We start from the raw sequence: 25,057 nt of genomic DNA on the forward strand, positions 1-25,057 counted from the left end.
GTCCTGTCAGATACAGAAGCTTAGTCCTTGGTCAAACCACTTAGCTTTATCAACCTAACCTTTAATCTTGTGTCTAAGATTTGGGGGTCGGTTCAGAAGCATTGGGGTATTTTTATGGCAGAATGTATGCTGGTGCTGGTTTTGTCATAAAATTGATTATTTACCAGCAGAATTATCCAAAAATAAAATCCAGTCAGTAGCAAGCATGGTAATTATCAAAACACTGCTTGAAACAAATACCAATCTATCACAGGATTATGGCATAATCAAAAATGGACTTATGACAAAGTGTTGCCAAGTAATGCAGATGGTCATTAAACATACGATGAATGCTGCTAAGTTATTTGGCTAATGTGTCGGGTGATTTGTGGTGTTTGTATTGGTTGCGATGTTTTTTGCTTGGTTGTTTGCACAATAAAAAATACGCCCAAAAATTTGAGCGTATTTTGTTTTTTGGTATTAGTCTTTGCTGTTTTGCAACTCTGGATCGGCAAATACAACAACTTCTTCTTCAAACTCTGGCTTGACTTTTACCACAAAATCCTCGCGAGACAGACCAAGCATCAGCGGTATTGAGCTGGCAATATATACTGATGAATAGGTGCCTGCAATCAGACCGATGAACAACGCCACCGAGAACCAGTATAGTCCATCACCACCCAAAAACAGCATGGCAATCACCACAACAAAGACTGTACCAACAGTCATGATGGTGCGTCTTAGCGTTTCGGTTAATGACAAGTCCAGCACTTGTCTGGGGGTTAAGCCGCGCACACGGCGGAAGTTTTCACGAATGCGGTCGTAGACAACAATGGTATCGTTCACCGAGTAACCAATCAGTGCCAACACTGCAGCCAATACCGTCAAGTCAAACGGCCAGCCCATGATGGCAAACAAACCAACAACAATGATGACATCGTGAAACAAAGCCAGCACAGCACCCAGAGCAAGTTTGAACTGAAAACGCGTAGCAACATAGATTAGCATCATACCCAGTGCCACTGACAGTGCTAGCAGCGAGTTAAGATAAATCTCATTACCCACTTGACTGCCGATAATACTAATGCTGTCAATCGTGGCTGCATTGCCAGATAAGTCCAAGATTTTATCCAAGTTACTGCTTAGATCTTCAGCTGAGGCATCTTGCGGTGGTAGACGCAGCAGCAATTCTTGGCGAGTGCCAAGATACTGAACCACAGCATCAGGATAGCCATTATCCGCCAGTGCTTGCACGACCTGCGTCTGTTCGACAGGATTCTGATAAGAAACATTGGCAGAAACACCACCTGTAAAATCCAGACCCAGATTAAGACCCTTGATGATAATCGCTGCAATCCCTGCAAGCACCAGCAGTGCCGACAGAATCATCATTGGCTTTTCAATTTTCATAAAAGGAATGATGCGTTGATTGGCGATTAGCTTGACGCCACCTGCCTTGACGGCTGCCTCATCACCTTGGTCGGCGATGATGGCTTGGTCGGCAAGGGTGTTTTGATTGGTGGCTGCATTTGCTCCTTTGCCATCACGACGAGGCGCGCGACGACGGCGAGGGGGCTGATTAGCACCAATTGGGTCGTTTGGGGTGTACTCATTACTCATCTTTGACTCCTAACCAATGCTAAGTTTTGTTAAATTTTTACGATAACCATAACAAAGCTGAATCATCGCACGCGTTACAATAATGGCGGTAAATAGCGAGCTGACGATACCAATGGCAAGTGTTATCGCAAAGCCTTTAATTGGACCTGTGCCGATGGCAAAGAGAATAAATGCAACCAGCAAAGTGGTGATATTAGCATCAAAAATACTGCTAAAGGCACGGTCAAAACCTGCAACAATGGCAGATTTGGGACGCACGCCATTGGCAAGCTCTTCACGAATTCGCTCAAAAATCAACACATTGGCATCGACCGCCATACCGATGGTCAATACAATCCCTGCAATCCCTGGTAGAGTCAAAGACGAACCAAGAATCGACATGATGGCAACCATAATCACCACATTAAACGCCAAGGCGATATTGGCAATCACTCCAAAAGCACGATAAAACACAATCATCCATAAAAAGACGAGCAGATAGCCAATTTGGGTAGAGAACAGACCCTTGTCAATATTATCTTGTCCAAGCGATGGACCGATGGTACGCTCTTCGACAAAATACATCGGTGCCGCCAAAGCACCAGAACGCAGCAATAGGGCAAGTTCGGCAGCATCCGCTTCTGAATCCAGTCCAGTAATTACAAATTGCGAGCCAAGCACCGCCTGAATGGTGGCACGGTTGATGATGCGTGTCTCGGTATATGGCGTGCGAGTTTCGATAAGTTTGCCTGTATTGGCATCTTCTTCGAAGCTGACTCGTTGTTTATTTTCAATAAACAAAACCGCCATTTGTTTGCCGACAGCGGTGCGAGTGGCATTTTGCATTAGGCGACCGCCATTGGTATCAAGCGTAATGGCAACCTGCGGACGGCCATTTTCGTCAAGACCCGATTGTGCCCCTTGTACTCGCTCACCCGTGATGATGGCTTGGCGATTAAGCAGCATCGGCTGACCGTCCAGCGTACCAAAAGGAAAGGCTTCGCTACCTGCAGGCGGAATGCCACCACTGTAGGTTGCATCAGCCTCGCTAACCATACGAAACTCAAGATTGGCAGTGCGTCCCAAGACACGCTTGGCTTCGGCTGTATCTTGCACGCCCGGTAATTCAACAACAATGCGATTGCTGCCTTGTGATTGTACCAAGGCTTCAGCCACGCCCAGTTCATTGATACGATTTCTTAAAGTGGTTAAGTTTTGACCAACGGCATATTCATTGATTTCTTGTAGCTTAGCTTCGGTATACGCCAGTTGCAATGCCGCTCCTTCGCTGTCTGCAAAAGGACGCAGGGTAAAATCTGCTCCCAGCTGTTTTTGTAATGCCGTTTGTGCACGGTTGCGATTGTCATTGTTTTCAAAGGTGAGCACCATGCCGTCATTGGTGGTACGCATACTCTGTACAGGGATTTGTTCGCTACGCAGCACTCGGCGAGCGTCTTGGCTTGCAGTTGCCAAACGCTGCTCCAGTGCTTTTGCCATATCCACTTCCAGAACAAAACGCACGCCACCACGCAAATCCAGACCCAGCTTCATCGGTTTGGCACCGAGATTTTTTAGCCATTGTGGGGTGGTTTGGGCAAGGTTTAGAGCGATGACATATTGATCGCCCAAATCACGACGCAGCACCTCTTGAGCTTTGAGCTGCTCTTCGGCATTGGGCAAGCGAACAAGGACGCTGTTGTTTTCAAAACTGCCATTATGATAGCTAAGCCCCGCCTTGCTTAGTAGGCTTTCAGCTTGTGTCAGTACATCGGCAGACAGTTGCGTGCCAGCAGTTGCACCTGTGATTTGTACGGCAGGCTCATCAGGGTATAAATTCGGCAGTGCATAAATGCCACTAATGGCAAGCACCACAGCGATTAATATGTATTTCCAAGCAGGGTAGTGCATACAATATTCTTATTGGTTGGTGAGAGTATTGCTGATGCAGCGATGATTTGATTGGTTAAAATTTGTCAATCAAGTAATTCATGGCAAACGCCAAATGCCACATCAGCACAGGACACCCAAGTCAAGAGACTTGGGCTGTAGATTAGATATTGTCAATCGTACCAGCTGGCAGTACCATCAAGACGCTGGCACGCTGGATTTTTACTTCGGTATTATCATTTAAAGTAATGACTGCATAATCGCCTTCAACTTTTTTGATGCGGCCAATCAAACCGCCTGCAAATACCACTTCATTACCTACTGTTAGGCCATCAACCATGGCTTTGTGCTGTTTGTTGCGTTTTGACTGTGGACGGATAATCAAAAAATAAAAAATTGCAAAAAATGCCACAGGCAACAACAAATTCATAAAAGTTGATTGTGTGGTTGGGGCAGCCGTGTTGGCATAGGCGGTGTTAATTAACAACTCTAGCATAAAAACTCCAAAATTTATTTTGGCAAAATGTGCCAATTTTCCACAAATGATTGCTCTGCACTTTTGTTGTCTGGCAGTTGTGCCAGTCTAAGAAAATGCAGAAAAAATAACTTTTATCATAGCATATTTTTACATAACTGGCATGGATTTTTTGAGCTGATTTATCAAACTAATACAATGCAGGTTGTTGATTTGTGATTTTGCCAGATGACACGCTTGATAATTGATGGCAAATTTCTAAATCAAGACTTGCAGTTTTTTGCATTTTCACTTAATATGGGAGCTAATTTTTGCAATTTTTTATTTATATGCCCCAACCACGACAGAGAATTTCTCGCCTTTTTGCTTTGTTATTTGTGCTGATTTTGCCAACTGTGGCATACGCTTCTTTTGAATTTGGTGGCACAAAGCTCAATGTCATTTTGCTTATCTTTTTTATTAGCTTATCTTTGATTGTGTCGTTTTTGTGTTCAGTTTCTGAAGCTGTGCTTTTGACGATGACGCCCAGTTATATTGACACTTTAGAGGAGAACAGTCCAAAAAATGCCGCCTTATTAAAAAATGTTAAGGTAGACAATATCGAAAAATCCATCTCGGCAATCTTGACGCTTAATACAGTCGCTCACACTTTAGGCTCATTGGGTGCTGGAGCACAGGCGGTGATTATTTTTGGCAATGCGTGGTTTGGTGTTTTTAGTGCGGTGCTGACTTTGGTGATTTTAATCGGCACAGAGATTATCCCAAAAACGCTTGGCACGACTTACTGGCGGCGTTTTGCCATCGCGGTTGCTCATTATGTCCGCACGATTAATATTTTGCTGTTGCCGATTATTTGGATTACCGAAAAAATCTCTCGCTGGCTGACTCGTGGCAATCAAGAAAGCAGCTTTAACCGCCATGAGTTTTTGGCACTTGCCAATCAGGGCGAAAGTTCAGGGCAGATGAGCGAAATGGAATCTCGCATCATCAAAAACTCACTGGCATTGGGCGTGATTAATGTGGAGGATATCCTAACGCCACGCTCGGTGGTTACGGCATTTGACGAAAATATGACCGTTGGCGATGTGTTTGCAAAATACCCAAAATTGCCTTTTTCTCGCTTTCCAGTCTTTGATGAGGATTTGGACAATGCCACAGGTTTTGTGTTGAAGTCGGATTTATTAATCGCCAAAGCCAACCAAGAAATACACACGCCAATCAAGCAGTTCCGCCGTGAGATTAACTTTGTTTTTGCTAAGATGAAGTTATTTGACTTATTAGATTTAATGCTAAAAGAGCGGGTGCATATTGCCTTGGCAGTTGGTGAATTTGGCGAAGTAAAAGGCTTGGTTAGCCTAGAAGATGTGCTTGAGACGCTGCTTGGGCTTGAGATTGTTGATGAGTTTGATCGCGTTGATGATATGCAGGCTTTGGCACGGCAGCTGATGGATAGGCGTATGGCTCGCTTGGGAGCAAAACTTGAAGAAGACGAAACCTTACCATAACAAGCCATGCAACTTAGACACAAGGATTATCTATAATTGCAACAAAATATTACAAAACAGCCTGCACATTTCGGCTAAAATCATCTCAAATGTATTCATAATAAAGCCAAATTTGGTTTTGTTGATATAATTGACACGCTCATTAAGGAGTTGTTGTATGAAAAGTGGCACTCGCAATTTTTTTAAAAAGGCTGCTGCTGCCAGCGTTTTGACAGGTACATTGGGCTTGGTTGGTAAACTTGCTGGCAAACCAATCAGCAAGGGGCTGAGCCTTGGTCTGTTTGTTGGTGCATTGGGGGTGCAAAGTTTAATCACCACCAACGCCTATGCCATCAGTGAGTCTGACATCAACCGCTATGCCAGTGCCATTAGCAGTGCTGCCAATGCTCAAAATATCGCCCAAGTATCACGCTTGATTGCCGATGATGCCATTATTTCATTATCACGCAATGGCAAAACCAGCTCTTTGGACAAAGAGGGTTATTTGCAATTGCTCCAAAAAAGCTGGGCAAAATCTACAGGTTATCAATATCGCATTGACATCAGTGATATTGTAACTACAGGCAATCAGGCACGGGCTCAGGTTGTTACTACCGAAACTTGGACTCAAGATGGCAAGCCCATTACCGTAAAGACAGTATCTCGTGCCACACTTTCGCAAACTGGCAATAATACTGTTTTGCTTCGTTCGGTGGCACAGGTTACAATAGACTAAGAGCAACCGCTTAATACAAAAAACTTACACAATTACTACCGCAGGTTTATTTGTTGTGATTATGACAAATGCCAGCGGTATTTTTCTGCCAAAACAGTTGCCAAAATGGCAAAAATAGGGCATTATTATATGTTTGATTGACTTAATGTTCCAAGTTGAACATTTATATTTTAGCATTTTTGAGCATAGCCATAGGATACAAGAAGAATGACAAAATTTCGCCAAGCCAAGCCAAGCCAGCATTTATTAAAACCTCTTAGCCTTGCTATCTCGTCTTGTATTTTGGTTGCTTGTAGCAGCACAGGTACCAACAAACCTGCCAGCACGCAACCTGTATTGCGTACACCACAATCACCCATTGTCATTACTCAGCCAGGCACTGACGCAAATACTTCAGGCGTGCTAAATCCTGATATGCTTGATGCACTTGAGAGCCTACTGCAAGCTACCGATATGTCTATGGTGGAGGGTGATGAGCTTGCGGTCAAACGCTATGGTGATTTGTGGGATAGGATTCGTCGTGGCTATCGTATTGGTGAGATTAATAATGCTCGCATCGAATCACAAAAATCATGGTTTTATACACGCCAAAGTTACCTAAACAGACTGACTGCACGAGCCTCTCGCTATCTGTATCACACCGTTGCAGAGGCCGAACGCCGTGGCATTCCTTCTGAATTGGCATTGCTGCCGATTATTGAAAGTTCGTACGATCCATCAGCGACCAGTAATGCAGCCGCTGCAGGGCTGTGGCAATTTATCCCAAGCACGGGGCGAATTTATGGGCTAAATCAAAGCCAAAGCTACGATGGTCGCCGTGATGTGATTGAGTCTACACGAGCGGCTTATGATTTTTTGACCAGCTTATACAACCAGTTTGGCTCTTGGGAGTTGGCATTGGCGGCTTATAATGCAGGGCCGGGTCGTGTCTCTCGTGCCATCAAGGCAAATCAAGAGCAAGGATTGCCAACGGATTATTGGTCATTAAAACTGCCTACAGAAACCATGAATTATGTTCCAAGATTCTTGGCGGTTGCACAAATTGTCAAATCACCAAATACTTATGGCATTTATCTGCCCGCCATTGCCAATCACAACCATTTTCGCACCGTGCCTGTCAATTATGGCGTAAGTCTTGCAGAAGTGGCGACAGTTACAGGCATCTCAACCGATGAATTAAGACTGCTAAACCCAGCATTGCTCAATCAGATTGTTGATGAAATTGGCCCGAATCGTATCGTTATCCCAGACAGCTTGCCAAGCTCGGTTGATGCCCAGTTGTCAGCACTAAAAGGCTTTGGCTTTGGTGGTGATTATATTGCGACCGCACCAGCACAATCAATCAGCTATGTGGCACCAAAGACAGGTGCGGCGGTCAATGCCAGCTCTGAACAGGAGCTTATTGCCTCAAATACTCTGCCAACCACCATCGCACAAGTTACGCCAAACAATACCATTGTGCAAGAGCCACCATTGTCGGCAGCAGAGAGGGATTTTATTGCAGCACAAATTGAAGCCAGTGCCAGCGAACCTGTGCAAGCAATCAACCCACAAGATGGTAATATTCAGCTGGATGCTGTGCAGACAGGTCAGTCAGTGCTGGATGCACGCGGTGAGACCAAGACGCTCCAATTTACCAACAGTCCACAGACTGTGAGTGCTGAGCAGTTGCCACCTGCCCAAAACCACACGCAGCCTGCCCAAGAGCCTGAACCCGCCCAGACGCCAGTGGTACCAGCGTCTCGCCAAAATACCACAGCACGACCAAAGGCAGAGCAGAGCAAGCCAAAGCCTACACGCCCCGACAGCTACACCGTCAGAGCAGGCGACAGCCTAACTTCTGTTGCAGCAGCTAATGGTTTAAGTGTTGGTCAATTGGCAAGTTATAATAACCTTGCAACAGATGCTCACATTCGCATTGGTCAAAAACTTTGGCTGGTTGCTGGCAAAGTCAAACCACAAACCACCACAACCAATAACCAAACCAACAGCACTCAAAATGCACGCAACACAGCAACTGCCACCCACCGTGTACAATCTGGCGAAAGCCTAACCGCCATTGCTCGTAAATACAACATCAGCCTACAAGCTCTAGCCAATGAAAATAACCTAGCCATCACCGATGGTGTGCTGATAGGGCAAGTGCTAAGATTGCCAGCAGGGGTGCAGGCACAATCAACAACCTCTCAACAGCCCACACGCCCCGACAGCTACACCGTCAGAGCAGGCGATAGCCTAACTTCTGTTGCAGCAGCTAATGGCTTAAGCGTTGGTCAATTGGCAAGTTATAATAACCTTGCAACAGATGCTCACATTCGCATTGGTCAAAAACTTTGGTTGGTTGCTGGCAAAGTCAAACCACAAACCACCACAACCAACAACCAAACCAACAGCACTCAAAATACACGCAACACAGCAACTGCCACCCACCGTGTACAATCTGGTGAAAGCCTAACCGCCATTGCTCGTAAATACAACATCAGCCTACAAGCCCTAGCCAATGAAAATAACCTAGCCATCACCGATGGCGTGCTGATAGGGCAAGTGCTAAGATTGCCAGCAGGGGTGCAGGCAACGAGTACAGTAAACAGTGCTAGCACAAATAATCCAAGCAGCCAAAGCCCTAGCAATGCAACAGAAAATTACACGGTCAAGGCGGGCGATAGTTTGACAAGTCTTGCCAATCGCTTCGGTGTCTCAATTGCAAGTTTGGCAGCTGCCAACAACTTAAGCACCAATGCCAATCTTATCATTGGTCAAAGTATCAAAGTGCCAAAACTGACGAGCAACTATACCGTCAAGGCGGGCGATGGGTTGATTTCACTGGCACGCCGTTATGGCATCAGTGTTGCCGAACTGGCAAAAATGAACAATCTGCAACCAACCGACAGTTTGCGTATCGGTCAAGTATTGCTGGTGCCGAATAAATAAAGTGACTATTGGCAGTCAGGCTGATTAAATTGATAAGTCTCTTTTGGCTTGATTATTGCTGGACTGCCAAGTACGGACTAAGCCCAAAAGATGCTATGAGATAACCAGCTTGGCAAGATAATTTGCGACAGAGATTTGCCACTTTTAGCCAATTACCAAGCTGATATCAAGCGATGGCTAATGGTCATCACGGCTGCCAATGTTTTTAATACTTCCCTAGTTTGATAAACAAAAAAAGCGGTCAGAAACCGCTTTTTATTTTGGGTAATTATTGGTTTTGAAACCATGCATTGGCACTGCGTTTGGCAGATTCGATCTCGCTAGAGGATAAGTTGAGTGCCAGTTGGCTAACTTTGGCTTTGGCACGATCTTTGACGGTGTCATCAAGCATGCCATCTCGGGTTGATAGATCATACCATTTATAGGCATCAACCAGTCGCTGTTGTTGTTCGTCAATCATTGCCAGTGCATAGCTGGCACGATTATCGCCCAAATTGGCAGCTCGCTCAAGCCATGCACGACCCGTTGCCATATCTGCTTTTACGCCCTCACCACGCAGATACATAATGCCTAGATTTAGCTGGGCTGGAGCAATATTTTTCTCGGCGGCACGAGTGTACCAATAGGCAGCTTTGCTGGCATCTTTGGCAATGCCTTCACCTTTTTGCAAGCGTTTGGCAAGGAAAAATTGGGCATGATGATTGCCGCTGGCAGCATGGTTGGTCAGACTGGAAATATCCATGCTTTCAAAACGAACATTGGTTGCTGTTTGGGCGTGTGTAACTACTGCACTACTAAGTACACCAGTGAGCAGGGCGATTTTTAGCAATTTCATGGTCATATCCTATGGCAATGGCAAGCGACAGATGATAAATTATTAATAAAAAATTAATAATACAATATTTGTTTTGGTGGTAATAAAACCGTTATTAAACTCAACTTGCTTATTAATTCATCATACCAAGCTGAATTTATCATAAACTGAGTTCAAAACGATATTATAATATTTTTTTGAGTTAATCTCAACTTTTGTTCAATGATAAGTTTAGCATTGTAACATTTAGTAACATTTATCCTTTGGCAATGCGATATACTGCCACATCAGCAAGCAAATTTGGCAGCGATTTTACCAGCTTGTTGGCGATGGTGGCGGACAGTCGCTGGTTTGCTTTATTGCTGATGGCAACCGTATCTAGGATGCGGATATTGTTCTCATCGCACAGTCGCTCAAAGTCTTTGAAGGTGCAAAGATGGATATTGGGCGTGTTATACCACTCGTGTGGCAGTGTCTCGCTCATCGGCATAATGCCCTTAATACCCAGATATACACGGTTTTGCCAATAGGCAAAATTCGGAAAAGTAACGATGCCTTCTTTGGCGACACGCAGCATATCAATAAGCAACTGGTCTGGTGCCTTGACCGCCTGCAAGGCACGAGCCATTACCACCGTATCAAAGCTATCATTGGCAAAGCGTGCCAAGCCATCATTAAGATCTTGTTCAATGATATTTAAGCCTTTGCCAATGGCTTCGTTGATTTTATGCTCATCAATTTCTAGCCCATAGCCACGCACATCAAGCGTTTTTTGTAAATGTGCAAGTAAAGTTCCATCGCCACAGCCCAAATCAAGCACGCGAGACTTGGGGCGAATCCATTTTTCGGCAAGTTGATGGTCAATGTTATTCATATCTCACCTTGGGTTGTTTTGTGGCGTGTGTTTGGTCAATAAATGGGGCGGACAAAAAGCCTTTGACGGCATTGACATAGCGAGGAATATCAAACAAAAATGAATCATGACCATGCGGTGCATCAACATTGACAAAGCTGACTGATTTTTGGTTGGCGATGAGTGCATCCACCAGTTCAATCGAACGCTCTGGGCTAAATCGCCAGTCGGTACTGAATGAAATGACCAAAAATTGGCATTGAGTGCGTGCCAATGTTTGTTTTAATGCTTCTTCATCAGATAAGCAATCATCGGCATAATCGCGAGTTGGGTCAAAATAATCCAGTGCCTTGGTCATGAGCAGATAAGTATTGGCATCAAAATTTTTGCTAAAGCGTTCGCCTTGGTAGCGTAAATAACTTTCTACCTGAAACTCAACATCATAGCCGTACATGAATTTGCCAGATTTCAAATCACGGCCAAACTTGGCTTTCATCGCCTCTTCGGTAATGTAGGTGATATGGCCAACCATGCGTGCCAAGATAAGCCCACGGCGAGGATAAGTGCCATGTTGCAGATACCACCCTTGATGAAAATCAGGGTCGGACAAGATGGATTGGCGAGCCACTTCATTAAAAGCGATATTTTGTGCAGACAGTTTGGGCGTGCTGGCAATGATAACCGCCCGAGCCAGCCTATCAGGATAATCAACCGACCATTGCAATGCCTGCATGCCACCCATTGATCCGCCAACCACAGCGTGCCACTTGGCAATGCCCAAGCGGTCAGCAAGCATGACTTGAGTTTTTACCCAATCTTTGATGGTAATGAGTGGAAAATCAGCACCATAAATGGTTCCAGTGGCGGGGTTTTGGCTGGTTGGCCCTGTTGAGCCATGGCATGAGCCAATATTGTTTAGGCAAACAACAAAAAACTTTGAAGTGTCAATTGCTTTGCCATTGCCAATTAAGCTATCCCACCAGCCCGCTTTGGTGTCATCAGGCGAATGATAACCTGCGGCATGATGGCTGCCAGATAGGGCATGGCAAATTAAGATGGCGTTTGATTTGTCGGCATTGAGCGTGCCATAAGTCTCGATAACCAGCTCAAAACTGGGCAGTATGCGTTCGCATTCTAGCGTCAGTGGCTCATCAAATCGCAAAACCTGCGGCTTTACGATGCCAACCGAGCTGGGGTCAAGATATGGAGCTGTTTTGTTGTCTTGCACAATTTTCTCTTAACTTTGACAAATTTAACACAATATATAGCATAAATGGCGATTTGCTAAATTTTATTGTCGCAATCGCTCACCATGTTTAAGTGATTGATTTTGGCTATTTATTGTAACAAATCAATGACATAAAATAAAGACAGCCGAATGCTTGCAATGCTTATCGTATCTGTAGGGCTGACTGGTCTTTGGGCGTTACCTTAAAAATTTGTACTTTAAACAGCACATCTTGCCCTGCCAAAGGGTGATTAAAATCCACACGCACTTCATTATCATCAACTGAACTGATGACACCTACCAGTGAATTTTTGCCCTTGTCGGCAAACTCCATCATCATGCCAACGGTCGGATTGGGTTCGCTAAGGGCAAATTGTGCATAGGCAAAAGTTTGGACATTTTCTGCATTCCATTGACCAAAGGCTTCATCTGCTGACAAATGTGCGGTGCGAGTATCACCTGCTTTTAGGTTCATCAGCACCTTTTCAAAGCCAGCGAGCAAACTTTCATCACCGATGGTTAATTGTACAGGCTCTGCTCTGTCAAAGGTGGAATCAATAATAGTGCCATTGGTTAGGCTCACCTCAAAATGCAGCAGCACCGTGCTGCCTTGGCTGATGCGGATTTCTTCGTTGGGTAAAATGGTTGTATTCATGATGTGATTTGCTGCTTAAAAATTTGCCCTAGTTTATCACAATATCAGTCATCAAGCACGAGAAACTAGAAATATTATCAGCATGATGGTTAATGATTGTTTTGCTTTGGGCTGATTTGTCAATCGCACCCTGCGTGATAAAATCAATGAGTCAATCAGCAAACAAAAAGCCAAGAGGCTATCTTGGCTTTTGTGCTTTGCTTGTCATCACCAGCGGATTGGGTTGATGTGCGGATTGCTAAGTTTGAGGTTTTCGTAAGTGCCTTTGACAAAAATGTCGGTATTGACGGTATTGATGTTGGTATGGCCACAAAATGCCATTGTTACATCGCATTCTTTATAAAGAATTTCTAAAGCACGACGCACTCCATCTTCGCCATAAGCACCCAAGCCGTACAAGAAGGCACGACCAATCATGGTGCCTTTTGCCCCCAGTGCAATGGCTTTTAGGACATCTTGACCAGAGCGAATGCCACTGTCAAGCCAAACTTCACAATTGGCATTCTCTGAATGTGCTGCTTGCACACAGTCGGCTAGGGCGGCAATAGACGAAGGAGCACCATCAAGTTGTCGGCCACCGTGATTTGAGATAACCATGGCATCGGCACCAGAACGGGCTGCCATGATGGCATCTTCTGGCTCCATGATGCCTTTGATGATAAGTTTGCCGCCCCATAAATCCTTAATGCGAGCAACATCGTCCCAGCTTAAACTTGGGTCAAACTGTTCAGCGGTCCATGCTGATAGGCTTGACAGGTCAGATACACCTTTGGCATGACCTGCGATATTGCGGAAAGTGTGGCGTTTGGTGCCAAGCATATTGTAGCACCATTGCGGCTTGGTCATGAGGTTTAGGATATTTTTTAGGGTTGGTTTTGGTGGTGCGGACAGACCGTTTTTGATGTCTTTGTGGCGTTGTCCCAGCACTTGCAAGTCAGCAGTTAAGATAAGTGCCGAGCAATGTGCTGCTTTGGCTCTGTTGATTAGATTTTGCATAAATTCTTTATCACGCATGACATACAGCTGAAACCAAAACGGTCTGCTGGTATTTTCGGCAACATCTTCAATTGAGCAGATACTCATGGTTGATAGCGAAAACGGAATGCCAAATTTTTCGGCAGCACGGGCAGCGTGAATTTCGCCATCTGCCCACATCATGCCCGTAAAGCCAGTCGGTGCAATGGCAACAGGCATGCTGACATCTTGACCTATCATCTGGGTTGCCAGTGAGCGACCCTCCATATCCACAAGCACCCGCTGACGCAGTTTGATGCGATCAAAATCCGTTTCGTTATTGCGATAGGTGGTCTGTGTCCACGAGCCAGAGTCCACATAGTCATAAAACATACGCGGTACTTTGCGTTCGGCAATGCGGCGTAAATCTTCGATTTCGGTAATTTTGCTTAGGTCGGTCATAACAAGCCTCTAAATATTGAATTTATTAAAAGTATCAAACAATCACCAGCCCAACAGAGCGGAGAATTTGTAATGGTTAATTTAATTTAAAAAAATACTCAATTTAATTTATTGGGTAAAGACAACACATCAAGCGTATGTTTTTAAATTAAATCAAAATTAAGCACGGCTATTTTACTTGCTTTTGCCATAAAACGGCAAGTGCTAATTTTGTTCATGATGAAGCCTTTGGCAAGACTTCATCATGTTAGGCTGATCGCTTAGCTATTTTTTATGCGAACACGGCTAAGCAATACCAAAAACAACACAGGCCAGATGATTGCAGCAAGCCACCAAATGGGGCTAAAAATAATCGCCATACCAACCAAGCCTGCTTGTAGCACATAATAAACCATGGCAATGAGCGTCTTGCGAATGACATAGCCCTCGCGATTGACCAAGCCAACCACCGCACAGGCAGCAACCACATTATGCACCGAGATCATATTGCCTGCAGCACCGCCAACCGCTTGCAGCGAGACAACTTGTGCAGCTTGCATGACATCAAGCCCAATCTGGGTAGCAGTTCCCCATTGAAAATGAGCAAACATCATGTTAGAAACGGTGTTTGAGCCTGCAATAAACGCTCCCAGTGAGCCAATCCAAGGTGCAAACAGTGGCCACATACCCTCAAACGCCGTCGCTGCCGAAGTTGCAAGCACTTTTGGCATGGCTAGGATTTGTACAGCGGCATCAGGTGCAGTGCCTGAATTGATAAATACTTGCACCATCGGCACAGAAAACAGCAGGGCAGGTGCGGCAGCAATCATGGTTTTGCCAGAGTCTGACCAGCTTTTTTTCACCATGTCGGCTTTCATACCAAACAACACAATACAAATCATAGAAACCAGCAACAACACGGTGGCAGGTGAGTATAGCAGTTGGGTTTTGTTGGTGATGCTTGTGCCTAGAATATTGGCAAAGATAATGGAATTGCCATCGCTGGTTAGCCATGCTTTTAGTGGGGCAATGGTGCGAGTGGCGATTAAAATGCCGATGATGATAAGGTAGGGCAAAAATGCACGAGCAACAGAAATGTTCGGCGTATGCTGGTTTTGGGTTTCGCTAACGGCAATTTCGCTGACCCATTCTTTTGCCCATGTTTCTCTTGGTGCAAAATCAAAGGTTTCTTTTGGTACCAAAAATCCACGCTTGGCGGCAGGAATCACCAATGCCATGCCGACCACAGCCCCAACGATTGATGGCAATTCAGGGCCGATGAATTTGGCGGTTAGGTAATAAGGAATGGTGAAGGCAAGTCCTGCAAAGATGGCAAAAGGTGCTGCCTTTAAGCCCTCGGTGAATGAGCGTTTTTGACCAAAAAATAAGGTCAAAAATCCACACAAAATTAATGGAATTAAAAATCCTACCACGCTATGAATAAAGCCAACATTGCCCGAGATATTAAAAATATAAGCAGGCAAGTCCATGCCAGCATTGGCAAGGGCGGCGGCGACATCTTCTTTGTTCTCAAGGCCAGAATTTACACCGATAAGCAGCGGCGTACCAACCGCACCGTATGAAACGGGCGTTGATTGGATAATCAGTACCGCCATCACGCAAGCCATTGCAGGAAAGCCCAGTGCCAGCAGTAGCGGAGCGGCAACGGCTGATGGCGTACCCCAGCCTGTTGAGCCTTCGATTAGGCAGCCGAATAACCATGCAACAATAATCATCTGGACGCGGCGGTCAGGCGAGATATCCATAAAACCACGGCGAATGGCGGTGATGGCACCACTTTGCTTTAAGGTGTTTAAAATTAAAATTGCTGAAAAGACAATAAATAAAACATTAACTGCGGTCAAAACACCGTGTATGGTGGCAGCTGCGATTTGGTTGCCGCTGGTCTGCCACACAAAATAGGACAGTGCTGCAGTTGCTGCATAAGCCAGACTCATGGCGTATTTGGCTGGCAGTCGCATAACCACCAGCAGCGTAAATACAATAAGAATTGGCAGCATGGCTAAAAAAGTATACATGCTTACTCCTTGATTAAAAATGATAAAAATAAATGTACTTGTACAGCCTGTTATGAGTGCTGCATATTCAGCCGCAATTTTATTGGCGGTACAAATCCCTTTGTTGGTTGGCTGTTTGTATTATCATTGATATTTCAGCCAAAATGATAATTGTAGGATATTTTACTTAACTGTTGAATAAATTGCTATCATTTTTAATTGATAATGTGAATTATTTGTTATTAAAAATGATAAATTAGCCATCAGCTGACAGATACGCCAGTTGTTTTTTACAGGATAAAACAAGAATACAGCTGGCACTTGAGTGGTTATGGCGATAGGCGGTAGTCAATAATCACAGGTGCATGGTCGCTAAACCAGCTGTCTTTATATACCCAAGCACCCACTGTGCGTTTGTGCCAGTCAGGCGAGCAGACTTGATAATCAATACGCCAGCCAACATTCTTGACACGGGCTTGACCACGATTTGACCACCAAGAATAAATATCAGCATCATGCCTTACGCTGCGAAATGTATCAACATAACCCAGCTCATCATAGATATGATCAAGCCATGCACGCTCATGAGGCAGGCAGCCTGATGATTTTTGGTTGCCTGACCAGTTTTTTATGTCAATGCGTTTATGGACAATATTATAATCACCGCAGATAATCACTGATTTATTCTGCTCACGCCACTGCTTGAGAATTTGGCGATATTCTTGCAAAAATAAATCTTTGCGTGCTTGGGCTTCATCGCCTGATGAGCCAGAGGGTAAGTACAAAGACGCAATATGCACAGGCGTATCAATGCCATGGGTGGATAAATCAAATGTCGCCATGATAAAGCGACCCTGACTGTCAGCAAGCTCAAAGCCCAAGCCATCTTGGATAGCAACAAATGGCAAGCGGCTATAAATTGCAGTTCCAGCATAACCTGCTCGTTCGGCAGCGAATAAATGCGTATGCCAACCTGTAGGGCGAAAATCCTCCGTCCACTGGGCGTGTGTGATGCGTGATTCTTGTATGCACACCACATCAGCACCACTGTTTTTGAGCCATTCAAAAAAACCTTTTTTGTGTGCCGAACGCAATCCATTGACATTGATAGAGATTACTCGCAGGATATGGTTTGGCTCTTCATAGCTGTCTTTGCAAGGTATGATGTCGTTGGGCTTGATAGGGGCAGCAGGCTTGGCTTGGACAGCTTGCGTGTCGCTGTGCTGGGCTACCTGATTTGGGCTGGAGTTTAGGATTGATTTTGGTGCTGTTGTCATGCTTGGGCTCATAAATGCAGATACAAGGGGCAAAAATACCTAGGTCGGCAGTTGGCCAACCTTAGCTTAAAATAAGGCGGTTAGTTTTGGATTTGTTCGTCAAGCAGCGTCTCTTCGCTGGATTTCCAATTATAAGCTCCGTATAGCACCATCTGCATTTGGCGTGTGCAGTGGCGTAGCATGGCTTGTTTTTTTTCGTCAAGCTCATCGGCTGATGGGCGTTCGTCTTCGTCCATAAAATTTGGAGTATGTGTCAAATCAAGCCAATCAATAATCCAAGAAAAGGACAAATTCACCCCTGTTTCGGCAAGCAGATAGCGATCATAGCTGTTGATATGCTCAAAAGCAGGTTGCAGTGCCAAATCTTCACTCATGATTTTGGCAAAAGTGGCAATTTGCTCACTGATGGCACGGCGTACCGCTTCGGAGCCGCCAAATCGCTCACTGGCGATGAATTGCCAGTAGCGAGGCTGGGCATTGACCGCCTTAAAAAACAACTGCACACTTTTGGCAATTTGTCTATCAAAGCTACGCTTACGCCCAAGCTGCATATGCTCACGCAACATGGCAAGAGCAACACCCAATTCATCTTCAACCAGTGCCTTGCCCAGACTTTCCATATCATCAAAATGTCGATAAAATGCTGTCGGTACAACGCCAACCTCACGGGTAACTTGCCGCAAACTGATTGAGCTATACCCCTGACCACTCATACACAAGTCAAGCACAGCGTTAAAAAATGCTTGGCGAGTTTGCCGTTTTTTTTGTTCACGATTGGTTGCTTTTTCGATGGTCATAGTGCATCCATTTGATTGTTGTTTTATTTGAGTGTATAAGTGTATATTATGAATAAAAAATCAATTGGTTGCAAGTGTTGTCAATAAGTTATTGATTTAATTATTAAGATTTAATGAATTGACATGGTTGTTTTTGTCTTGATAGGCAATAAAAAGGGCGGGGTGATTGCTTTATAACTGCAAAAATGCACAAAAAAAGCGTGTCAAGAGAACACGCTTTGATTTGCCTAGACATTGAATCGAAAATGCATCACATCGCCATCTTGGACAATGTAGGTTTTGCCTTCTAGGCGAGATTTACCAGCGGCGGCGGCACCTTTTTCGCCATCATGGGCGATAAAATCATCATAGCCAATCACCTCGGCACGGATAAAGCCACGCTCAAAATCGGTATGAATCACGCCAGCAGCTTCAGGAGCGGTAGCACCGACTTTGACCGTCCATGCACGCACCTCTTTAACGCCAGCGGTAAAGTAGGTCTGAAGGTTTAGCAGCTCATAACCTGCTCGAATCACACGATCCAAACCTGCTTCGCTCATGCCCAAACTTTCGAGGAACTCGGCTTTGTCTGCTTCGTCCAGCAGGGCGATTTCTGCTTCGATTTGGTTGCAAAGTGGCACTACAATCGCTTCTTCACTGGCGGCAAATTCACGCACAGCATCAAGATAGGGGTTGTTTTCAAAGCCATCTTCGGCAACATTGGCAATGTACATGACAGGTTTTAGGGTGATAAGTCCATAGCTTTTGATGAGTTTTTTCTCATCGTCATCAAGTTTTGCCATGCGTGCAGGTTTGCCATCGGCAAGCAGTGGTTCAAGTTTTTGGAATACTGCCAACGCTGCCTGTGCGTCTTTGTCGCCACCTTTGGCTTTTTTGTTCAGATTGCTGATGGCACGAGTTACCGCGTCAAGATCGGCTAAGGCAAGCTCGGTGTTGATGGTTTCGATGTCTGATAGGGGATTGACTCGCCCATCAACATGAATCACATTGTCATCATCAAAACAGCGTACCACATGAGCGATGGCATCTGTCTCGCGGATATTGGCAAGAAATTGGTTGCCCATACCCTCGCCCTTGCTCGCTCCTGCCACCAAGCCTGCAATATCAACAAACTCCATGCTGGTTGCAATGGTGCGTTCGGGATTGACGATTTTTGCCAATGCTTTTAGGCGAGGGTCTGGCACAGGGACAATGCCAGTATTGGGGTCTTTGGTACAAAATGGGAAATTCTCTGCTGCAATACCTGCTTTGGTAAGTGCATTAAACAGTGTTGATTTGCCAACATTTGGCAAGCCTACGATACCGCAATTAAAGCCCATAATGATTCCTGATAATTAATCTGAATATAAATAAGTAAAAGTCATGGTAACTGGTATGGTCTTTGAGCCATTACAATCAAGTGGACGCCGACCTGTCATCACAACTTTGGTTTGGTTTTTTGACACAGGGCCACTGACATAATATGGCACACCATAACTACAGGCAGCTGGATAGGCATAAGCGGTACCGCTATAGCGATAACCGTTACGCTGCCCATCAAATAGCATCACGCCGCTTGGTACACCTTGTCGTCTTAAGTTGGCACTGGCTTTATGAATATAAAATGTCCTGTCGTTGCCATTTGCTTCAAGCCTAACCACAGTTTGACCGTCATATTGCCAATAGCTATCAGCAAGTGCAGGCACTGCAATCATTGCCAAAGCACTGATACAAAGTTTCTTTAACATGGTTACATCTTTAAAAATAATTCATAGACCGCCATTATACCAAATTTGCCATAAAAATAAAATCCAATCACATGATGAAATTTTATGGCAACTACACAAAAAAATTGCTATAATTGTAAAAAACTTAAGGTTATTTTAATTTCATTCATCAATAGCATAAGGAAAATTTAACATGGCTATCGAACGCACTTTATCAATCATCAAGCCAGATGCCGTTGGCAAAAATCACATCGGTGAGATTATCGCACGCTTTGAAAAAGCAGGGCTAAAACCAGTTGCCATCAAATACAAGCACCTAAGCCAAGCAGATGCCGAAGGTTTTTATGCTGAGCATAAAGAGCGTGGCTTCTTTGCTGATTTGGTTGCTTTTATGACTTCAGGACCTGTGGTTGTGTCAGTGCTAGAAGGCGAAAATGCTGTATTGGCACACCGTGAAATCTTGGGTGCAACCAACCCAAAAGAAGCTGAAGCTGGCACCATTCGTGCTGATTTTGCCGTGAGCATTGACGAGAATGCAGCACATGGTTCAGATTCTGTTGCCTCTGCTGAGCGTGAAATCGCTTATTTCTTTGGTGCAGATGAGATTTATCCACGCACTCGCTAATATTCTTTGGCAATACAGCCAAACAAAAAACAGCTCTCGTTGATGAGGGCTGTTTTTTGTTGCGTAATTTTTCTAGATTGACGGTTTGTCCGCTGTCAAATAATCAGTTTAGCGACATTGGAATTTGATGGTGTATTCATAGTCATCATTACGGCTTAGGTTCGGTGTGGCTTTGCCAAAAACAGCACTGACAACCCCAACCCCTTGTTCAATCATGCGGCCTGTTTTTTCATCAAGTACGCCATTGTAGGTGCTGCTGTCTGATAGGACGATGACGCTTTTGTTGCCACATTGTTTGTTTGCGGCAGTGATGGCGGCTTGTTGTGCTTTGGCTTTGGTTGAGCCAAGTCCTGTGGTTTCTTTGGTGCCGTCTTGGCGTGTGATGACAGGGCTGGTGTCGCTGGTGCTGGCACAAGCGGTCAATACGGCTGCCGCCACTAGCATAAGGGCAAGTTTCATGATGACTCCTTTGGTAATAAAGTGGGATTTGTTAGTTATCATAATGGATTATTGACATGATTGCTACCGTTTGCTTGTCGGCTTTTTGTGAAATTATTACGCATTTATACAAATTGATTGTCCAAATGCAGACAGCGGTTTATCGTTATGAACGATACTTGTGTGAGCTTAGAGTTTGGCTTGCTGCCGTTTGTGAAATTGTTGGATAAATTGTGCTATAATGATAGATATTTGTATTTATATCAGATGCCTTATGACCACAAAACAACAAATCACCTTAATCGATGCACCCAGCGGTGTGCTGGAAGTGGATAGCATTTGGCAGGGTGGACAGCGTTGTGCCAGTGATGCTTTGGCGGTGATTTGCCACCCCAATCCCACCCAAGGTGGCACGATGAATAACAAGGTAGTTAGCACCATGTACCGATTCTGCCGTGATGCAGGCATGGATACGATTCGTTTTAATTTTCGTGGTGTTGGTCGCTCAACGGGCAGTGTTGGCACGGGCATGGGCGAGCTTGATGATGCCATGACGGTGCTGCGATATGCGTTGTCATGCACACCTGCACGCAAGTTGTGGCTGGGTGGTTTTAGCTTTGGGGGGTTATATTGCTTGTCAGTTGGCAAGTGCAATCACAGCCTCTGATGAGTTTAATGATGTCGTGCTGCACAATCTGGCATTGGTTGCTCCTTCGATCATGCGTCAGGGTATGCAGACAACGCAGTGGCAAGCCAATCGCAGTTTTGTAATTTATGGCGATCAAGATGAATTGGTTAGCCCTGCAAGCCTTGCCAAATTCGTCCAAGATAGGCAGCTGCCACATACGGTACTGACGACTGGGCATTTTTTTCATGGCAAATTGGTTGAGCTAAGAGATGCGTTGCAGCAGCATACTTTGCCATGAATGCCAATCTTTCCATAGGATTATTTGTTGATAATTATTTAAAAAAATCTAAAAAAGGGTAAAATACCATGACTGTGCAAACGCCACTACAGCGTTATCATGCCGCCTTGGCAACAGGTGAGTTTGCCGAAGATGCCATTCAGTTGGCAGCGGTAACTTATATGGATAATTTGCACCATCAGATTATCAAGGCACAAAAACCAAGTTCAGGCTGGTTTGCCAATTTATTCCGCCCAAAAACCGAGATGCCAAAGGGGCTTTATATGTGGGGCGGGGTTGGTCGTGGCAAGACTTGGATGATGGATATGTTCTATGATAGCTTGCCAATCGAGCGAAAGATGCGTATGCATTTTCATCATTTTATGCAGCGAGTGCAGAAGGAATTGGTGGCACTGCAAGGACAAACCGACCCGCTACAAAAAGTCGCCGATATTATCCATAATGAGGCGGTGGTGATTTGTTTTGATGAGTTTTTTGTCTCCAATGTCTCTGATGCGATGATTTTGGGTGATTTGTTCACCATGTTGTTTGAGCGAGACATTACTTTGGTTGCAACCTCAAATATTGAGCCTGCAGGCTTATACAAAAACGGCATTCATCGAGATAGATTTTTGCCAGCCATTGCCCAAGTCGAAAAGCATACCACAGTAATGAACATTGATGCTGGCATTGATTACCGCCTTAGATTGTTAAAACAAGCTAAATTATACACTTCACCATTATCAGATGAGACAACAGGCTGGCTTGCTCAGCGATTTGACACTTTGGCAGGTGGACAGAGCATCAGTCATGCACCGATTACCATAGGTGGTCGCCAGATTGAAATCATCAAACGCACCGAAACAATGCTGCTTGTGGATTTTCGTGCCTTGTGTATGCAGCCACGCTCAGCGGCGGATTTTATTGAGATTGCTCATGATTTTGATACGGTCATGGTGGATAATGTGCCGTTTTTAAATGATACTTTGATGGATCCGACACGCCGATTTATTTATTTGGTTGATGAATTTTATGATCGCCGTGTCAAATTATTGGTGCGTGCCGAGCAATCCATTCTTGAGCTATATCAAGGCGAGCGATTGGCATTTGAGATTGAACGCACACGCTCACGCTTGCTTGAGATGCAGTCCGAGGATTATTTATCTGCCGAACATCGCTTGGGCTAACTTTGGTGTATTTTATAAAAAAGGAATATTCAATGAGCAATGATACTTTAGATATAATTCACAAAAGACGCAGTATTGGCAAATTGGAATTGCCGATGCCAAACCAAGACGAGTTGGAATCCGCCTTATTGGCAGCGATGGCAGCACCTGATCATAAACAGCTAAAACCTTGGAAATTCACGGTATTAACTGGCGATGCTCTGGTGGAGTTTGGGCAGGTATTGTTGCAAGCAGCACAGCAACAAGCACAAGCTGATGGCAGAGTGATTGATGAAGCAGAAGTTAAAAAAATCTTAAATATGCCACTGCGGGCACCCATGATTATCACGCTGGCAACCGCCCTAAAAACGCACGAAAAAGTTCCGCCTTTTGAGCAACTATTAAGTGCAGGAGCGGCAGCTCAAAATCTCTTATTGGCACTAGAATCGCTGGGCTATCGCACTGTGTGGCGTACAGGGCCACTGTGCAATCTGCCAGAGGTGAAGGCGTATTTTGGGGTGGGTCAGGCAGACACTATTTGTGGATTTATTTATACAGGCTCAAGCACGGTGCAGATGCCCAATCGCGATGATGTTGATTTGAGTGAGTTTGTAACTTATAAATCATGATGAATCGTTGGTGGTTTGGCAATCATTGTATCAATGATTTGCTTATAAATTAAGCAAATATTGCTGTGATTGCCAATGGATAGCCAAAGCCCATGACACCAAAATAAGGAAAAACCATGAAATTGCGTAAATCCGCCAACAAAAACTCCAAAGTGCAAAAAATTGTCAATGCTGCCGATGATGCGGTCAGTGCCATTAAGCATTCTGGCTTGACTGGCACGCCAATTTTTGACAGCATTGCTCAACTGACAGGTCTAAAAAAGAAGCAAACGGTCAAAACGCTCCAAACTTTGCAGCAGGCAAAATCTGAGCCATCGCCACAGACACTGTTAAAATTTGCTTTTTTGGGAGGGGGGAGTTTTGGTACGGCGATGGCAAATTTGGCAGCAAAAAATGGTGCAAATACCACCTTGTGGGTGCGTGATAAACGCACGGTCAAATCACTGAACAAAACCCATATCAACAAAAAATACCTGCCCAGCCATAAGCTGGATACACGCTTAAAGTTCAGCCATGATTTGCAAGCAACAGTCATGGGTGCGGATGTGATTTTTGTTGCTGTACCAAGCTCGGCATTTCGAGAAACGCTAGAAAATATCAAGCCGTTTATCACCCATCAAGCGGTTATTTCTTTGACCAAAGGCATGGAAAAAGACAGTTTTGCTCTGATGAGTGATATTATCCAAGAGGTGCTGCCAGAGGTGAATTTTGGCGTGATGAGCGGCCCAAATTTGGCGGTAGAGATTATGGATAATCTGCCCTCGGCAACGGTTATCGCATCACAATCACAGATGTTACGCAAAGCGGTGCAAACAGCGTTGCACGGTGCATTTTTCCGTGTTTTTGCCAGCGATGATATTCGAGGTGTTGAGCTGGGCGGGGCATTAAAAAATATTTACGCCATTGCCATGGGTATGGCGGCAGCGTACGAGGTGGGCGAGAATACCAAAGCCATGCTGCTAACTCGGGCGTTGGCGGAGATGAGCCGTTTTGGTGTGGCAGTGGGTGCTGATCCACTGACCTTTTTGGGATTGTCAGGGGTGGGGGATTTGTACGCCACTTGCAACTCGGTGCTAAGTCGCAATTATCGTGTTGGCTTTATGTTGGGGCAGGGTATGAGCCTTGAGGCGGCAGTGAAAAAATTGGGACAAACTGCCGAAGGGGTGAATACCATTGAGCAGGTGCATATCCGTGCCAAAGAATTGGGTGTTTATATGCCAATCACCCACGCACTATACGCAGTGTTGTACGAAGACAAGGCGGCTTTGGGCGTGGCATTAAACCTGATGGAAACAGGTTTTCGCAGCGATGTAGAATTTGTTTTGCCGCATGATGAGAGTAATGCCAGACTTAGCCGTGAGTTTAGCGAAGTGCTAAAAAGCAGTGCCAACAAATCTCGGTCGATTGATGAATAATTGACCAATTTGACAACAATGCAATCAAACCAACACATTTTAGGG

At 44.9% G+C, this 25,057-nt stretch carries 23 protein-coding genes; 9 read left to right on the plus strand and 14 right to left on the minus strand.

The features are described from left to right. Window positions 1-459 precede the first annotated feature (459 nt). The 3 genes from secF to yajC form a co-directional block, all read right to left on the minus strand. Window positions 460-1,599: a protein translocase subunit SecF gene (gene secF / locus BW928_RS04725; RefSeq protein WP_076555096.1), complete on the minus strand. Its 1,140-nt coding sequence runs from the start codon at window positions 1,597-1,599 to the stop codon at window positions 460-462. A gap of 9 nt (window positions 1,600-1,608) precedes the next feature. Then, window positions 1,609-3,486 carry a protein translocase subunit SecD gene (secD, locus tag BW928_RS04730; protein WP_076555097.1) on the minus strand — a complete coding sequence of 626 codons (1,878 nt, stop codon included), beginning with the start codon at window positions 3,484-3,486 and terminating at the stop codon, window positions 1,609-1,611. 142 nt (window positions 3,487-3,628) lie between these two features. Next, the gene (gene yajC, locus BW928_RS04735; RefSeq protein WP_076555098.1) at window positions 3,629-3,961 is read right to left on the minus strand and encodes a preprotein translocase subunit YajC; all 333 of its coding nucleotides are present in this window, start codon (window positions 3,959-3,961) and stop codon (window positions 3,629-3,631) included. A gap of 308 nt (window positions 3,962-4,269) precedes the next feature. Here yajC and BW928_RS04740 point away from each other — a divergent pair, with 308 nt between their 5' ends. The 3 genes from BW928_RS04740 to BW928_RS04750 all read left to right on the plus strand — a co-directional run bounded on the left by BW928_RS04740 (window position 4,270) and on the right by BW928_RS04750 (window position 9,091). After that, window positions 4,270-5,445 carry a CNNM domain-containing protein gene (locus BW928_RS04740; RefSeq protein WP_076555183.1) on the plus strand — a complete coding sequence of 392 codons (1,176 nt, stop codon included), beginning with the start codon at window positions 4,270-4,272 and terminating at the stop codon, window positions 5,443-5,445. A 157-nt stretch (window positions 5,446-5,602) separates the two neighbouring features. Beyond that, on the plus strand, window positions 5,603-6,160 hold the full coding sequence (locus BW928_RS04745; RefSeq protein ID WP_076555099.1) for a DUF4440 domain-containing protein: 558 nt from the start codon (window positions 5,603-5,605) through the stop codon (window positions 6,158-6,160). Window positions 6,161-6,367: 207 nt separating this feature from the next. Continuing rightward, window positions 6,368-9,091 carry a LysM peptidoglycan-binding domain-containing protein gene (locus BW928_RS04750; RefSeq protein ID WP_076555100.1) on the plus strand — a complete coding sequence of 908 codons (2,724 nt, stop codon included), beginning with the start codon at window positions 6,368-6,370 and terminating at the stop codon, window positions 9,089-9,091. 268 nt (window positions 9,092-9,359) lie between these two features. On the opposite strand, the gene BW928_RS04755 is transcribed toward BW928_RS04750, so the two are convergent. The 10 genes from BW928_RS04755 to BW928_RS04800 all read right to left on the minus strand — a co-directional run bounded on the left by BW928_RS04755 (window position 9,360) and on the right by BW928_RS04800 (window position 19,855). Further along, a complete protein-coding gene (locus BW928_RS04755; RefSeq protein WP_076555101.1) occupies window positions 9,360-9,926 on the minus strand; it encodes a tetratricopeptide repeat protein in 567 nt (188 codons plus the stop codon). Between the two features lie 235 nt (window positions 9,927-10,161). Continuing rightward, complete coding sequence (metW, locus tag BW928_RS04760; RefSeq protein ID WP_076555102.1) at window positions 10,162-10,779, minus strand: methionine biosynthesis protein MetW; 618 nt, start codon at window positions 10,777-10,779, stop codon at window positions 10,162-10,164. Beyond that, on the minus strand, window positions 10,772-11,986 hold the full coding sequence (metX, locus tag BW928_RS04765) for a homoserine O-succinyltransferase MetX (protein WP_169835306.1): 1,215 nt from the start codon (window positions 11,984-11,986) through the stop codon (window positions 10,772-10,774). Before metX ends, metW begins: the two co-directional genes overlap by 8 nt. A gap of 163 nt (window positions 11,987-12,149) precedes the next feature. Further along, complete coding sequence (locus BW928_RS04770) at window positions 12,150-12,641, minus strand: FKBP-type peptidyl-prolyl cis-trans isomerase (RefSeq protein ID WP_076555104.1); 492 nt, start codon at window positions 12,639-12,641, stop codon at window positions 12,150-12,152. Between the two features lie 207 nt (window positions 12,642-12,848). Beyond that, entirely contained in the window at window positions 12,849-14,057 is a 1,209-nt protein-coding gene (locus BW928_RS04775) for an alpha-hydroxy acid oxidase (RefSeq protein ID WP_076555105.1), read from the minus strand. 260 nt (window positions 14,058-14,317) lie between these two features. After that, complete coding sequence (locus tag BW928_RS04780) at window positions 14,318-16,075, minus strand: L-lactate permease (protein ID WP_076555106.1); 1,758 nt, start codon at window positions 16,073-16,075, stop codon at window positions 14,318-14,320. 308 nt (window positions 16,076-16,383) lie between these two features. Beyond that, entirely contained in the window at window positions 16,384-17,220 is an 837-nt protein-coding gene (locus tag BW928_RS04785; RefSeq protein WP_076555184.1) for an exodeoxyribonuclease III, read from the minus strand. Window positions 17,221-17,411: 191 nt separating this feature from the next. Further along, complete coding sequence (locus BW928_RS04790) at window positions 17,412-18,128, minus strand: TetR family transcriptional regulator (RefSeq protein WP_076555107.1); 717 nt, start codon at window positions 18,126-18,128, stop codon at window positions 17,412-17,414. Window positions 18,129-18,355: 227 nt separating this feature from the next. Further along, entirely contained in the window at window positions 18,356-19,447 is a 1,092-nt protein-coding gene (ychF, locus tag BW928_RS04795) for a redox-regulated ATPase YchF (RefSeq protein ID WP_076555108.1), read from the minus strand. A gap of 15 nt (window positions 19,448-19,462) precedes the next feature. Next, entirely contained in the window at window positions 19,463-19,855 is a 393-nt protein-coding gene (locus tag BW928_RS04800; protein WP_076555109.1) for a hypothetical protein, read from the minus strand. A gap of 172 nt (window positions 19,856-20,027) precedes the next feature. On the opposite strand from BW928_RS04800, the gene ndk reads away from it, so the two are divergent. After that, on the plus strand, window positions 20,028-20,459 hold the full coding sequence (gene ndk / locus BW928_RS04805; RefSeq protein ID WP_076555110.1) for a nucleoside-diphosphate kinase: 432 nt from the start codon (window positions 20,028-20,030) through the stop codon (window positions 20,457-20,459). 108 nt (window positions 20,460-20,567) lie between these two features. On the opposite strand, the gene BW928_RS04810 is transcribed toward ndk, so the two are convergent. Beyond that, entirely contained in the window at window positions 20,568-20,918 is a 351-nt protein-coding gene (locus BW928_RS04810; protein WP_126331228.1) for a hypothetical protein, read from the minus strand. A gap of 253 nt (window positions 20,919-21,171) precedes the next feature. Between BW928_RS04810 and BW928_RS11925 the strand changes: the two genes are divergently transcribed. The 5 genes from BW928_RS11925 to BW928_RS04830 all read left to right on the plus strand — a co-directional run bounded on the left by BW928_RS11925 (window position 21,172) and on the right by BW928_RS04830 (window position 25,012). After that, window positions 21,172-21,564: an alpha/beta hydrolase gene (locus BW928_RS11925; protein WP_227516548.1), complete on the plus strand. Its 393-nt coding sequence runs from the start codon at window positions 21,172-21,174 to the stop codon at window positions 21,562-21,564. Continuing rightward, window positions 21,539-21,823, plus strand: coding sequence for an alpha/beta hydrolase (locus tag BW928_RS11930; RefSeq protein WP_227516549.1), 285 nt, complete (start codon window positions 21,539-21,541; stop codon window positions 21,821-21,823). The genes BW928_RS11925 and BW928_RS11930 overlap by 26 nt, the downstream gene beginning before the upstream one ends. 68 nt (window positions 21,824-21,891) lie before the next feature. Beyond that, a complete protein-coding gene (zapE, locus tag BW928_RS04820) occupies window positions 21,892-22,989 on the plus strand; it encodes a cell division protein ZapE (protein WP_076555112.1) in 1,098 nt (365 codons plus the stop codon). Window positions 22,990-23,021: 32 nt separating this feature from the next. Next, window positions 23,022-23,597, plus strand: a complete 576-nt coding sequence (locus tag BW928_RS04825) for a nitroreductase family protein (RefSeq protein ID WP_076555113.1) — start codon at window positions 23,022-23,024, stop codon at window positions 23,595-23,597. Between the two features lie 116 nt (window positions 23,598-23,713). After that, complete coding sequence (locus tag BW928_RS04830; RefSeq protein WP_076555114.1) at window positions 23,714-25,012, plus strand: NAD(P)H-dependent glycerol-3-phosphate dehydrogenase; 1,299 nt, start codon at window positions 23,714-23,716, stop codon at window positions 25,010-25,012. Window positions 25,013-25,057 lie beyond the last annotated feature (45 nt).

Origin of the sequence: Moraxella cuniculi DSM 21768, from assembly GCF_900156515.1 — a bacterium.
In the GTDB taxonomy this organism is placed as follows: domain Bacteria; phylum Pseudomonadota; class Gammaproteobacteria; order Pseudomonadales; family Moraxellaceae; genus Moraxella; species Moraxella cuniculi.